Here is a 13240-nt window from a genome sequence, read left to right on the forward strand (position 1 = left end):
CTGGTCTCCTAAGGGTTGCGAGGGAATTGTTCGGCCAGGCCGGAAGCGTCGACCAGCGGGTGGTCGAGCAGGTCGCGCAGGGCCCGGGACCGCCGGGCCAGGGCGTCGCGCTGGGCCGGCGTCAGCGACACCCAGGGCGGCGGGCCGGCCGGATAGGCGGGTGGCAGCAGGCGTCCGCCCACATAGGTCGCCACGTTCACCAGCCGGACGGGGGCCGTGCGCACCTGCAGATGCGAGTCGACGACCTCGTGCTCCTCGGCCCGCACGTCGAACACGGCCAGATCGGCCGGCGCGCCGACGTCCAGCGAGCCGCCCGGGAGCCCGAGCGCCCGGGCGGGTGCGGCGGTCACCGCGTGGAGCACGTCGGCCAGCGGCACGCCGACCGCCAGCAGCTTGGCCATCGTGGTCGGCAGGTCGAAGACCGGCCCGGGTAGCGACCGGCAGTGCAGGTCGGTCGACACCGTGTGCGGGGCCAGCCCGAGGTCGAGCTGCCTTTCCAGGACGTCGAACGCGAACGCCCCGGAGCCGTGCCCGAGGTCGAGCAGCACACCGCGGTCGACCGCCGCGCGGACGGCCGGCCCGAGCGGCGAGGCGAGCCCGCTGGCGCAGTGCGTCATGATGTCGCCCGGCCGCAGCAGGTCGAGCACCTCGTCGAGCGCGGGCGGCGTCGTACCGATGTGGACCATCACCGGGATGTCGCAGGTCTCACCGACGGCGATGCCGCGGCGCAGCGGTTCCACCCCGTTGTCGCCCACCGTGTCGCGGTCGACGCGCACCTTGATGCCGCGGATCAGTGACCGGTGCTGCTGCACGGTGTCGACGGCCAGCGGCACGTCGCAGTTGCTGAGGTCGCGGCTCTCCCCGGTGCGCCCGGCCAGCCCGACTGCCGAGATGTTGAGCAGCACCGGCACGCGCACCTCGTGGAACGCGCGGCGCAGGAGCTCGACCGTGTAGGCCCCGGTCGAACCGGCGTCGACCCAGGTGGTCACCCCGGTCCGCCAGGCGATCGGGTCGGGGTCGATGCCCCAGTAACCCGGTCCGACGTGCGTGTGCAGGTCGATCAGCCCGGGGGTCACCAGCCGGCCGGACACCTCGGCCACGACCCGGGCGTCGCGCGGCAGATCCGGGCCGACCGCGGCGATCACCCCGTCGGTGACCGCCACGTCGAACGGCTCACCACCGGCCAGCAGCAGATCCCAGGTCAACGCCACCCCTCCCGAGCCGACCCTACTCGAATCTAGGGTGGTGATCATGATCCCTCAGCCGGTCGCGGTGAATCCCACCGGTGGCGTCTTCATGCTCGGCCCCGAGACGCCGCTCGACTGTCCCGCCGAGCTGACCGGTGTCGCCTCGTGGCTGCGCTCCACGCTGCGCTGCCCGCTGGCACCGGGCCGGGGCGGCGTCCGCCTGCGGGTCGATCCGGGTCTGGAGCCCGAGATGTACGCCTTGACGTGCGCCCCCGACCGGCTGGAGATCACCGGCGGGTCGCCCGCCGGCGTCTTCTGGGGCGCGCAGACCCTGCGCCAGCTCCTGCCGCCGCCGGCGCTGCGCCGGGCCGGCCCGGTCGGCTGGCCGGTCCCGGGGGTCTCGGTGGTCGACCGCCCGCGGTTCGGCTGGCGCGGCGTGCTGCTCGATGTGGCCCGCCACTTCATGCCGGTGGCCGACGTGCTGCGTTTCATCGACCTGGCCGCCTTCCACAAGCTCAACGTGCTGCACCTGCATCTGACCGACGACCAGGGCTGGCGCCTCGAGGTGCCGGGCTGGCCGCGGCTGACCGAGGTCGGCGCGTGGCGGGCCGAGTCGATGGTCGGCGCCCGGCGGCACGCGCGTTTCGACGGCCGTCCGCACGGCGGCTTCTACACCGCCGACGACCTGCGCGAGATCGTCGCCTACGCGGCCGAGCGGCACGTGCGGGTCGTCCCCGAGGTCGACATGCCGGGTCACATGCAGGCCGCGGTGGCCGCCTATCCACGGCTGGGCAACGGTTTCGCCGGCCGGGTGCGGACCAGCTGGGGTATCTCGCCGCACGTCCTGAACCTGGGCGAGGAGTCGCTGGACTTCTGCCGGGACGTGCTCGACCAGCTCTGCGACCTCTTCCCGTCCGAGCTGATCGGCATCGGCGGCGACGAGTGCCCGACCGGCGAGTGGGGCGGCGAGGACCGGCAGCCGGCGTTCACCGCGCTGATGGCCGAGCATCTGGCGCTGCGGGGAAGGCGGATCTACGGCTGGGACGAGATCCTCGAGGGTGGCGCGCCGCGCGGGGCCGTGGTGGCGGCCTGGCGGGGACCCGAGCCGACGCTGGTCGCCGCCCGCCGCGGGCACCAGGTGGTGGCGTGCCCGGACATCACGGTCTACCTCGACTACCGGCAGTCCGACGACCCGGGCGAGCCGACACCGGTCGGGCCCCGGCTGAGCCTGGCCGACGTGTACGCCTTCACCCCCGTACCGGAAGGGTTGCCGGAATCGCAGCGGGAACTGGTGCTCGGCGGGCAGGCGAATGTCTGGACCGAGCACCTGGAGTCGGCACGGGCCGTGGACTACATGGCTTATCCGCGGCTGTGTGCGTTCGCCGAGGCGGTGTGGGACGCGCCGGACCGGTCGTACGCGTCGTTCGAGGCCCGGCTGCCGGAGCACCTGGCCCGGCTGGACGCGCTCGGGGTCGACTATCGGCCGTTGACCGGGCCGCGGCCGTGGGACGCCCGCCCCGACGCGCCCGGCCATCCGCGCGAGCGGGCCGACCGGCTGGCTGAACTGGCCGTGATGACCGCGGGCTTGACCCGTCAAATCACCTCTGGTGAGCTGCCAGGAGCATGAGCTACGACAACGAGCGGACTCGATTCCGCGCCTACGGCAACCAACTGATCGGCGCGCACCTGCGCCTGCGCGAGATGGTCGACGACCTCTACGACGCGCTGGACGAGGGCCGCGACCTGCGGCTGCACTGCCTCACCCTGTGCACGGCGGTGACCGAGCACCACACGGCCGAGGACACGAACGTCTTCCCGCTGCTGGCCGGGCGGCATCCCGAGCTGGCCTCGTTCCTCGACGGCCTGCGGCGCGACCACGAGATCATCGCGGGGATGCTGCGGCGGCTCGAGGCGGCCACCACGCACGAGGAGCTCGACGGGCTCAGCGCGGTACTGGAGACGCACTTCATCGGTGAGGAGAAGCGCCTGACCGGCGTACTGAATGCTCTGGAACCGCTCGGTGATCTAGGGATCGAGGTCAAGTGATGGACGTGCCCGAGGTGGTCGTCGACTGGCGCAGCAAGGGTTTCTGGCAGCCGGAGGGCACATTCTCCGTCGCCGACCGGCCGAGTCTGTTCGGTGGGCAGTTCACCTGGCCGCTGCTGGTGCTGCGGCGCGACGCGGCCGAGGCGAACATCGCGACCATGGCCGCCTACACCCGGCGGCACGGCTGGGAACTGGCCCCGCACGCCAAGACGACGATGGCCCCGGGGCTGCTGGCCCGGCAGCTGGACGCCGGCGCCTGGGGCCTGACGGTGGCGACCCCCGACCAGGCGCTCGTGCTGCGCCGGCTCGGGGTGCCGCGGGTGCTCATCGCCAACGAGGTGCTTGACCCGACCGCGCTGCGCTGGCTGGCCGAACAGGGCGCGGCCGGCTGGGAGGTCTTCTTCCAGGTCGACTCGGTCGCCGGGGCGACCGTCGCCGCGCAGGCGGCCTCGGCGGGTCCGCTGCGGGTCCTGGTCGAGCTGGGTCACGACCACGGCCGTACGGGGGTCAGGACGCTGGAGGGCCTGGAAGTCGTGGCCCGGGCCGTGGCCGCGGCACCCGGCCTCGAGCTGGCCGGCCTCACCGCGTACGAGGGTCAGCTGCGCACCGAGCCCGAGGTGGACGCCTTCCTGGGCCAGGTGGTGTCCGGGTTCGAACGGCTGCGCGACGCGGGGCTGCTGCCCGGGCGGCCGATCCTGTCGGCCGGCGGCAGCGCGTGGTTCGACCGGGTCGTCGCGCGGATCGCCCCGGTCGCCGGCGAGGCCACGCTGGTGCTGCGCAGCGGCGCCTCGGTCACCCACGACGACGGTTTCTACCGCGAGCGCACGCCGTTTCTGCGGGTGCCCGAGGAGGGGCCGCTGGCCGCCGCGCTCGACCTGTGGGCCCAGGTGATCTCGGCCCCCGAGCCCGGGCTGGCGCTGGCCGGGATGGGCAAGCGGGACGCGCCGTTCGACGAGGGCCTGCCGGTGCCGATGGAGGTGCGGCGGCCGGACGGCACGTTCGCCCCGGCCACCGGCATCGAGGTGACCAGACTCAACGACCACCACACCTATCTGTCCATCGGGGACGGTCAGCTGCACCCGGGCGATCTGGTGCGGTTCGGCATCTCGCATCCGTGCACGGCCTTCGACAAGTGGCGGCACATCCCGGTGATCGACGAGGACCGGCGCGTGGTCGACGTGCTGGCCACTTATTTCTGATCGCGCCGGTGGCAGACTGCGGACAGGAGGCATCGATGACCGTCGCGGACGGGCAGGGCATCTTCCGGGCCCGTTTCGACTGGGGGCCGGTGGGGGCGGACGCGGTGGCCCCCGGCGCGGCCTTCGTCGCCGTGGTCGACGTGCTGTCGTTCACGACCACGCTGACCGTGGCGGTGGAGCAGGGTGTCAGCGTCCTGCCCTACCGGTGGCGGGACGACTCGGCGGTGGCCGAGGCCCGGCGGCATGGGGCGATGCTGGCCGTGCTGCGCTCGCAGGCCGGGCCGGGTCAGATCACGCTGTCGCCCGAGAGCATCCTGAGTTACGACCTGGAGGCCGCGAAGATCGACCGGCTGGTGCTCCCGTCGCCCAACGGATCGGCGATCTCGGTGCGGCTGGCCGACGCCGGCTGCACGGTGGTCGGGGTCTGCCTGCGGAACGCGGCGGCCGCGGCCACCTGGGTGAGCGAGCGGGCCGCCGGACGGCCGGTGGCGGTGGTCGCGGCGGGCGAGCGGTGGCCGGACGGATCGTTGCGGCCGGCCGCCGAGGACCTGTGGGGCGCCGGCGCCTTCCTGGCCCGGCTGGCCGAGGTGGACGGACCGGACGGGTTCTCGCCCGAGGCGCTGACCGCGGTCGCGGCCTATCGCGGGGTGGCCGACCGGCTCGCGACCGCCCTGCCGGACTCGGCGAGCGGCCGCGAACTGCGGACCAACGGCTTCGCGGGCGACGTGACGGTGGCCGCCGCGGTGGACGCCAGCCCGGTGGTGCCGGTGCTGCGCGACGGCTGGTTCGTGCCCGCCCACCAGGGCGACATCTGACATCAGTCGCCTGGCCGAGGGATGGGGCACGGGCTTTCGTCGGCTTAGGTTCGGTTCATCCGGTTTGCCGACTGTTCGGAGCCGCTGATGTCGACGTTTCGTGGCACCCACAACCTTCCGCCCCGGCCCCGCGACCCTTATCCGGTGAACCGGGCCGAACCGGCCGAGCCGGCGATCTCGGACGGGCCGACCGAGCGGATCGGCGGGCGGACCGGGCGGCGCGCCGGGATGGCGTTCCTGGCCACCGTGGTCGCGCTCTTCGCGCTCAACGTGGCCGTGGTCGCGATCTTCGTCGGGTGGCGGGCGTCGAACCTGGCCCGAGCGGCGCTCGACCGGCCGGTGCCGGCGGCGGCGGGCCCGGCCGAGCGGGAGGGCTTCGCCGTCTCGTACGCCCAGGAGCCGCTGCGGGTGCAGGTGGGCTGCTCGGCGGTGATCTTCCTCGACCTCGACGAGCCGCGGTCGAACGCCGCCGAGAAGGGGAGTGACCTGCGGTACGACAGCCGCTGCGGCGATCAGCCGCCGAGCCTGGTGCTCGGGTCCGGGGCGGCCGGCGGCAGCCAGGTCATGAGCATGGACCTGGACGCGGCGGGGTGCGCGCGGGCGATCCGGACCAGCCCGATCGGGCCGGGGGCCAGTGTTCCCGTACGGAAAGGGACCGTTCTCTGCGTGCTCACCGCGGCCACCCCGGCCCGGATGGTGCTGATCGAGATCACCGATGTGGGCAAGACGGGCACGGCCGGGATGCGGGCCACGTCGTGGAAGGTGGCGGCCTGACGGCGGTCGTGCCGGGCGCCCCTGACAGAATGTGGGCGGACGTATGACCGCTGTGAGGAGCCTTCCCGTGATTCGTACCCATGACGCCGGCACCCTGCGCGCGAGCGACGCCGGCACGACGGTGACGCTCGCCGGGTGGGTGGCCCGCCGGCGCGACCACGGCGGGGTCATCTTCGTCGACCTGCGTGACGCCTCCGGGGTGGTGCAGGTGGTCTTCCGGGAGGAGGACGCGCACGCGCTGCGCAACGAGTTCTGCGTGCTCGTGGTGGGCGAGGTGTCCGCGCGCCCCGAGGGCAACGCCAACCCCGAGCTGGCCACCGGCGAGATCGAGGTGACGGCGTCGCAGCTCACCGTCCTCTCCGAGGCCGCCCCGCTGCCGCTGCCGGTCGACGACACGATCACCGCGTCGGACGACCTGCGGCTCAAATACCGCTATCTCGACCTGCGCCGCTCCGGCCCGGCCAACGCGCTGCGGCTGCGCTCGCGGGCCAACCAGATCGCCCGCGAGGTGCTGCACGCCCGCGACTTCAACGAGATCGAGACGCCGACCCTGACCCGCTCGACGCCTGAGGGCGCCCGCGACTTCCTGGTGCCGGTGCGGCTGCAGCCCGGCACCTGGTATGCCCTGCCCCAGTCGCCCCAGCTGTTCAAGCAGCTGCTCATGGTGGCCGGCCTGGAGCGGTATTACCAGATCGCCCGCTGCTACCGCGACGAGGACTTCCGGGCCGACCGGCAGCCCGAGTTCACCCAGCTCGACATCGAGATGTCGTTCGTCACGCAGGACGACATCATCGCGCTCGGCGAGGAGATCGTCTCGCGGCTCTGGAGCGAGCTGGCCGGCTACCAGGTGCAGCTGCCGATCCCGCGGATCACCTGGACCGACGCGATGAACCGGTACGGCTCCGACAAGCCCGACCTGCGCTACGGCGTCGAGCTGACCGAGCTGACGTCCTATCTGCAGGGCACCGAGTTCCGCGTGTTCGCCGGGGCCATCGCGGCCGGCGGCTACGTCGGTGCCGTGGTCATGCCCGGCGGCGCGGCGCAGACCCGCAAGGAGCTCGACGGCTGGCAGGACTGGGCCAAGGCGCGCGGCGCCCGCGGCCTGGCCTATGTCGTGCTCGACGCGGAGACGGGGGAGGCCCGCGGCCCGGTCGCCAAGAACCTGTCCGCGGAGCACCTGGGCGGGCTGGCCGACGTGGTCGGCGCCAAGCCGGGCGACGCGATCTTCTTCGCCGCCGCCAACGAGCGCCGCGAGGCGCAGGAGTTGCTCGGCGCGGCCCGCATCGAGATCGCCAAGCGCTCGGGCCTGATCGACGAGTCGGCCTGGGCGTTCTGCTGGGTCGTCGACGCGCCCATGTTCGAGAAGACCGACGAGGGTGGCTGGACGGCCGTCCACCACCCCTTCACCTCGCCCAACGACGAGTGGCTGGACCGGTTCGAGGAGGCGCCCGACCAGGCGCTGGCCTACGCGTACGACATCGTCGTCAACGGCAACGAGATCGGTGGCGGCAGCGTCCGTATCCACCGGGCCGACGTGCAGAGCCGGGTCTTCGACCTGCTCGGCATCACGCCCGAGGAGGCCCAGGACAAGTTCGGCTTCCTGCTCGAGGCGTTCAAGTACGGCCCGCCGCCGCACGCCGGCATCGCGCTCGGCTGGGACCGCACCTGCATGCTGCTCAGCGGCAACGAGTCGATCCGGGAGGTCATCGCGTTCCCCAAGACCCGCGGCGGCTACGACCCGCTGACCACGGCGCCCACCCCGATCACCGCACAGCAGCGGCTCGAGGCCGGCATCGACGCGAAGCCCAAGCCGGCGGCCGGCACCCCCGGCACCGACGGTCAGGCGGTTCCGGTGGAGCGCTCGAACTGATCTGATCTACCCATGAGCATTCTCGTCGTCGGCGCGTCCGGTTTCCTCGGTTCCGAAGTGGCTCGGCAGGCGACGGCCGCCGGTCATGCGGTGGTCGGCACGGCCACCACCTCGGCCGGCGGCTGGGTGCCGGTGGACGTCACCGATCGCAAGGCGGTGCGGGCGCTGATCTCCGCCTTACGCCCGAAGCTGATCATCAACAGCACCTGGGGTGACTGGCGGGTCTCGGCCGACGGCGCGGCCACCATCGCCGCCGAGGCGGCGATGGTGGGGGCCCGGCTGGTGCACGTGTCGACGGACGCGCTGCACGCCGGTCGGCCCGCGCCGTACACCGAGGACGATCCGCCCACACCGGTCAGCCTCTACGGCGCGGCCAAGGCGGCGGCCGAGACCGCGGTGACCGCGATCGACCCGTCGTCGGTCATCGTGCGGACCTCGCTGATCTACGGCCACGGCCGGGGCCGTTTCGAGAGGTTCGTGCTCGGGCTGCTCGACGGCGGGACGGGCACGCTGTTCACCGACGAGATCCGCTGCCCGATCCACGTCGAGGACCTGGCCGGCGCGCTGCTCCAGCTGGCCGACTCGCGTTTCGCCGGCGTCCTCAACGTGGCCGGCCCGCAGGCGGTCTCGCGCGTGGAGTTCGGCCGCCTGATCGCCCAGGCGCACGGGCTCGACCCGGCGGCGCTGCCGGTCGGGCTCAGCACCGACGCCGACCTCGGGCCCCGGCCGCTCGACGTCAAGCTCGACACCTCGCTTGCCCGTTCGGTGCTGCGGACCCGGTTGCGGCCGGTCGCAGGCATGTGAGACTGATCGGCGTGGAGCCGACGATTGTCGAGAGAGCCGAGCAGCCGTATGTGGGCCGGCGTGAGTCGATCACCATGACGCAGTTCGCGCGCGTCGCCGACCACCTGCCCACCATGGCCGCCCGGCTCGGCGAGCACGGGGTGCCCGTCGCGGGTGCGCCGTTCTTCCGCTACCGGGTCATCGACATGTCGGCCGACCTGGTGATCGAGGCCGGCATCCCGGTCAGCGAGCCGGTGGACGTGCCCGCCCCGGCCTTCGTCGAGACGCTGCCGGCCGGCCGCTATGCCACGGTCAGCCACGTCGGCCACCCCGACGGGCTGATGGCGGTCACCGCCAAGCTGCTCGACTGGGCCCGCGAGCAGCACCTGGAGTGGGACATGCAGCCCACCCCGACCGGTGAGGTCTGGGGCTGCCGCCTCGAGGTGCTGATGACCGACCCGGCCCAGCAGCCCGACATGCACAAGTGGCGCACCGACCTGTTCTTCAAGCTTGCCGGCTGAGTCCCGGGTGACCGCGGAGCTGCCCGAGCCGGCCTGGCTCCGGCCCACCGACCCGGAGCGCCGCTGGCCGGTCACCCTCGCCGTCGTCGTGATGGTCGCGCTCCAGGCGACCCTTCCCGACCGGCTGACCCTCGGCCCGCGCTGGCTGTTGCCGGCGCTCGAGATCGCCATGGCGATGGTGCTGATCGCGGCCGACCCGATGCGCGTCAAGCGGGACACCCCGGCGCTGCGGATGGTCGCCCTCGCCCTGATCGCCCTGGCCAGCCTGGGCAACGCCTGGTCGGTGGCGATGCTGGTGCGCGACATCCTGACCGGGCACGACACCGGCTCGGCGGCCACCCTGGTGGCCGTGGGCGGGGCCATCTATCTGCTCAACGTGCTGTCGTTCGCGGTCTGGTTCTGGGAGCTCGACCGCGGTGGCCCGGCCGAGCGGGCGCGGGGCACCGACCCGTACCCGGACTTCCTCTTCCCGCCGATGACCTCGCCGCACCTCGCGCCGAAGGACTGGGAACCCTACTTCCTGGACTATCTCTACCTGGCCTTCACCAACGCCACCGCGTTCAGCCCGACCGACACGTTGCCGTTGTCCCGGTGGGCCAAGGCGGCCATGGCCCTCGAGTCGGCGATCGCGTTGCTGATCGCCGTTCTGCTGATCGCGAAGGCCGTCAATTCGTTGCCATGATCACCCACTCCAGGGTGGAGTTTGGGCAGGACAGCCTGCGGGGTATTTGCGTGACACGGCTCTCACCCCCCGGAGGAACATCATGCTTGCCATTGCTGCCGCAGTCGTCTTCGGTGTCTGGCTCCTGCTGGACCTGCTCGACACCAACCTCGGCGCTCCCGACCTGTTCAACTTCGAGACCATGGCCTCCCTCGGTCTCCTGCTGCTCGCGCTCTACCTCGCCGGTGTCGGCAGCGGCCCGCGGGCCGGCAGCGGCAGCGGCAGCAGCGGCCGCCGCTTCTACGGCCGTCGCCCCGGCCGCGGCTGACCCCACCCCATCCCCCCACAGCTACTCCTCGCGAGCCACCGGCGCCCCGCCTGGCACGGCTCGCACCCGGCCCGCCGACATGTGGACTTCGCGTCCGCTGCCGGCGGGCCGGTACTGTTCGACCCAATGGAATCGGACGGCCTCTTCACGTTTGCCCAGCCGGGCGTCACCCCCGCCGCGAGTCCGGTGGACGGCTTCACCGCCCCGGCGGCCGACTCGCCGCTGCCGGTGCGGATGCGGCCCGCCTCGCTCGACGAGCTCGTGGGCCAGGAGCACCTGCTCGCCCCCGGTGCGCCGCTGCGGCAACTGGTGACCGGGGCCAGCCCCATGTCGGTGATCCTGTGGGGGCCGCCCGGCACCGGCAAGACCACCATCGCCCACCTCGTCGCCGGGGCCACCAACCGCAAGTTCGTGGCCATGTCGGCGCTGTCGGCCGGGGTCAAGGACGTCCGCGCGGTGATCGACACGGCCCGTCGCGAGCGCCGCTACGGCGGGCCGCCGACGGTCCTGTTCATCGACGAGGTCCATCGCTTCAGCAAGACCCAGCAGGACTCGCTGCTCGCCGCGGTCGAGGACCGGACGGTCACGCTGCTGGCGGCGACCACGGAGAACCCGTACTTCTCGGTCATCTCACCCCTGCTGTCGCGCTGCGTGCTGCTGACCCTGCAGACGCTCGACGACGACGACGTGCGCGGGCTGGTGCGCCGCGCGGTCGCCGACGAGCGCGGGCTGGGCGGGGCGGTCACCCTCACTGCCGAGGCCGAGGAGCATCTCGTACGGCTGGCGTCCGGCGACGTCCGCAAGGCGCTCACCGCCCTGGAGGCGGCGGCGGGCTCGGCCGCGGCCCAGGGTGTCAAGGAGATCGACCTCGCCACCGCGGAGAAGGCAGTCGACGTGGCCGCCGTGCGCTACGACCGCGACGGCGACGCGCACTACGACGTGACCAGCGCGTTCATCAAGAGCATGCGGGGCAGCGACCCCGACGCGGCGCTGCACTGGCTGGCCCGCATGCTGGTCGCCGGCGAGGACCCGCGGTTCATCGCCCGCCGCATCGTGATCTTCGCCAGTGAGGACGTCGGCATGGCCGACCCGCAGGCATTGCTGGTGGCCACGGCGGCGGCCCAGGCCGTCCAGAACGTGGGCCTGCCCGAGGCCGGGCTCAATCTGGCCCAGGCCGTGGTGCACCTGGCCACCGCGCCCAAGTCCAACAGCGTGACCACGGCCCTCGGCGCGGCGATGGCCGACGTCCGGGCCGGGCGCGGCGGCGCGGTGCCGTCGGCCCTGCGTGACGCCCACTACCCGGGTGCCCGCGGGCTCGGGCACGGCCGGGGTTACCGCTATCCGCACGACGACCCGCGCGGAGTGGTGAAGCAGCAGTATCTGCCGGACGATCTGGCTGACGCGGAGTACTACCAGCCGACCGACCACGGCGCCGAACGGGCGATCGGGGAGCGGGTGCCCCGGCTGCGGCGCATCGTCCGTGGCCGGGCGGCGACCGGGACCGGACGCGCGGCCGGTGGTGCGCAGGGCCCGGATGAGGGACGCTTTGCCGCGAACATCACACCGGAGCAGCCCGCCACCCCCGGCACGGCTGATCCGGCGCCGGACCGGCCCGCATCCACCGGCGCCGCTCCCGGTGCGGACGCGGCCGATGGGAGCGCGCCCACAGCCGGGACTGGTAGCCTCGCCGATCCGGGCCCGACCGCCCCGACCGGGGCGGGACCGGCAGACGACAGCGGCTCCGCCGCCGGAGAGGAACAGCCGTGACCCCGCGCGGTGCCGATCGGCCCGACGACGACGCTGACCTGCGCAACGAGCAGGCCGGCGGGCGGAAGGGTCGCCGATTCGGCCGCGGGCGCCCGGTGGAGCCGGACGAGCCCGAGGTGGTGGGTCAGGAAGAGACCGGCTGGCTCGACGATCTGCGCACGGCCAAACAGCAACGCGGCGCGATCGGCCCGGGCACCCTCGCCGGCGAGACGCAGTTCAGCAAGTCCGGGCGGGTGGCCCCCGGGCCCGACGACCAGCCCGATGACGACTTCCCGGCCCTCGGCGAACCGGCAGCGGCGCCCCCGTCTCCGCAACAGCCAGGCCAGATGCCTCCCGGGCGGGGTTCCCGGGGGCAGATCTCCGGGGCGCGGGCGGGGGTTCCGCCGGTAACTCCGCCGGCCCAGCGGGGTGGACCGCCGGGGCCGGCGCCCGCGCGCGGCGGACCGCCGGGGACAGCTCCTGCGCGCGGCGGCCCCGAGCAGCCGTACGCGGCGCCGGGGCGGCCTGGCGCGGCCGAGCAGCCGTACGCGGGACCGGGGCGGCCTGGTGCGGCCGAGCAGCCGTACGCGGGACCGGGGCGGCCTGGTGCGGCCGAGCAGCCCTATGCGGCGCCGGGGCGGCCGGGTGCGGAGCCGCGCGACTTCGACGGGATGACGTCCGGGCCGGTCGTGCCGGTCTCCGGCAATGCTCCTGACGTTCCGGCCGTCCGTCCGGTGTCGCCGGCTTCGCGACCTACTTCTCCGGGTGGCCCGACTCGCGGGCGGGACCGCTTCCGTGCCGACGGCCCGGCGCCGGGGGGTGCGGGGCGGCCGGTTTCCGGGGCTCCGGGGGCGGGTTCCGCGGCTGAGTACGGCGGTGCTGGTCGGCCTGTTTCGGGTGGGCCGGGTGCTGGCGGTCCTGGCGGTCCTGGCCAATACGGTGGTGCTGGTCGGCCTGTTTCGGGTGATCCGGGTGCCGGCCGCCCGGGCCAATACGGCGGCGGTGCTGGCCGGTCTGTCTCGGGTGCGCCCGGTGACACAGGCTTCGGCGGCCGTGGATCGGCGCCGGGTGAGTATGGCGGTGCTGGTCGGTCTGTCTCGGGTGCGCCCGGTGACACAGGCTTCGGCGGCCGCGGGTCGGCGCCGGGTGAGTACGGCGGTGCTGGTCGGCCGGTGTCGGGTGCGCCTGGCGGGCCGGGTCCGGCCTTTCCGGGCGGGGGACCGGGTTATGCCGGCCCCGGCGACGGGACCGGCCGGGTAGGCGTCAGCCGGGGTACCGGGCCGGTTGGTCCGGGCCCTGGACCCGTTGGT

Annotated in this window: 13 protein-coding genes; 12 read left to right on the forward strand and 1 reads right to left on the reverse strand. The window is 73.5% G+C overall.

The window, feature by feature from the left end:
- Nucleotides 1-8: 8 nt before the first annotated feature.
- Nucleotides 9-1205, reverse strand: coding sequence for an amidohydrolase family protein (locus tag NAG42_RS37180; protein WP_250037002.1), 1197 nt, complete (start codon nucleotides 1203-1205; stop codon nucleotides 9-11).
- A gap of 46 nt (nucleotides 1206-1251) precedes the next feature.
- Between NAG42_RS37180 and NAG42_RS37185 the strand changes: the two genes are divergently transcribed.
- The 12 genes from NAG42_RS37185 (at nucleotide 1252) to NAG42_RS37240 (ending at nucleotide 13190) form a co-directional block, all read left to right on the forward strand.
- A complete protein-coding gene (locus NAG42_RS37185; protein ID WP_250037004.1) occupies nucleotides 1252-2814 on the forward strand; it encodes a beta-N-acetylhexosaminidase in 1563 nt (520 codons plus the stop codon).
- Complete coding sequence (locus NAG42_RS37190; protein WP_250037006.1) at nucleotides 2811-3233, forward strand: hemerythrin domain-containing protein; 423 nt, start codon at nucleotides 2811-2813, stop codon at nucleotides 3231-3233. Before NAG42_RS37185 ends, NAG42_RS37190 begins: the two co-directional genes overlap by 4 nt.
- Complete coding sequence (locus NAG42_RS37195) at nucleotides 3233-4432, forward strand: alanine racemase (RefSeq protein ID WP_250037008.1); 1200 nt, start codon at nucleotides 3233-3235, stop codon at nucleotides 4430-4432. The genes NAG42_RS37190 and NAG42_RS37195 overlap by 1 nt, the downstream gene beginning before the upstream one ends.
- Before the next feature lie 35 nt (nucleotides 4433-4467).
- Nucleotides 4468-5247 carry a 2-phosphosulfolactate phosphatase gene (locus tag NAG42_RS37200; protein WP_250037010.1) on the forward strand — a complete coding sequence of 260 codons (780 nt, stop codon included), beginning with the start codon at nucleotides 4468-4470 and terminating at the stop codon, nucleotides 5245-5247.
- A gap of 87 nt (nucleotides 5248-5334) precedes the next feature.
- Entirely contained in the window at nucleotides 5335-6021 is a 687-nt protein-coding gene (locus tag NAG42_RS37205; protein WP_250037012.1) for a hypothetical protein, read from the forward strand.
- 67 nt (nucleotides 6022-6088) lie between these two features.
- A complete protein-coding gene (gene aspS / locus NAG42_RS37210; protein ID WP_250037013.1) occupies nucleotides 6089-7891 on the forward strand; it encodes an aspartate--tRNA ligase in 1803 nt (600 codons plus the stop codon).
- Between the two features lie 12 nt (nucleotides 7892-7903).
- Nucleotides 7904-8695, forward strand: coding sequence for an SDR family oxidoreductase (locus NAG42_RS37215; protein ID WP_250037015.1), 792 nt, complete (start codon nucleotides 7904-7906; stop codon nucleotides 8693-8695).
- 11 nt (nucleotides 8696-8706) lie between these two features.
- Nucleotides 8707-9195, forward strand: coding sequence for a GyrI-like domain-containing protein (locus NAG42_RS37220; protein ID WP_250037017.1), 489 nt, complete (start codon nucleotides 8707-8709; stop codon nucleotides 9193-9195).
- Nucleotides 9185-9877: a hypothetical protein gene (locus NAG42_RS37225; RefSeq protein ID WP_250037018.1), complete on the forward strand. Its 693-nt coding sequence runs from the start codon at nucleotides 9185-9187 to the stop codon at nucleotides 9875-9877. Before NAG42_RS37220 ends, NAG42_RS37225 begins: the two co-directional genes overlap by 11 nt.
- Nucleotides 9878-9959: 82 nt before the next feature.
- The gene (locus NAG42_RS37230) at nucleotides 9960-10184 is read left to right on the forward strand and encodes a hypothetical protein (RefSeq protein WP_250037020.1); all 225 of its coding nucleotides are present in this window, start codon (nucleotides 9960-9962) and stop codon (nucleotides 10182-10184) included.
- 126 nt (nucleotides 10185-10310) lie between these two features.
- Nucleotides 10311-11951, forward strand: a complete 1641-nt coding sequence (locus NAG42_RS37235) for a replication-associated recombination protein A (RefSeq protein ID WP_250037022.1) — start codon at nucleotides 10311-10313, stop codon at nucleotides 11949-11951.
- Between the two features lie 855 nt (nucleotides 11952-12806).
- Nucleotides 12807-13190, forward strand: a complete 384-nt coding sequence (locus NAG42_RS37240; RefSeq protein WP_250037024.1) for a hypothetical protein — start codon at nucleotides 12807-12809, stop codon at nucleotides 13188-13190.
- The last annotated feature ends 50 nt before the right edge of the window (nucleotides 13191-13240 follow it).

It is taken from the genome of Paractinoplanes maris, from assembly GCF_023544465.1.
Lineage (GTDB): Bacteria > Actinomycetota > Actinomycetes > Mycobacteriales > Micromonosporaceae > Actinoplanes > Actinoplanes maris.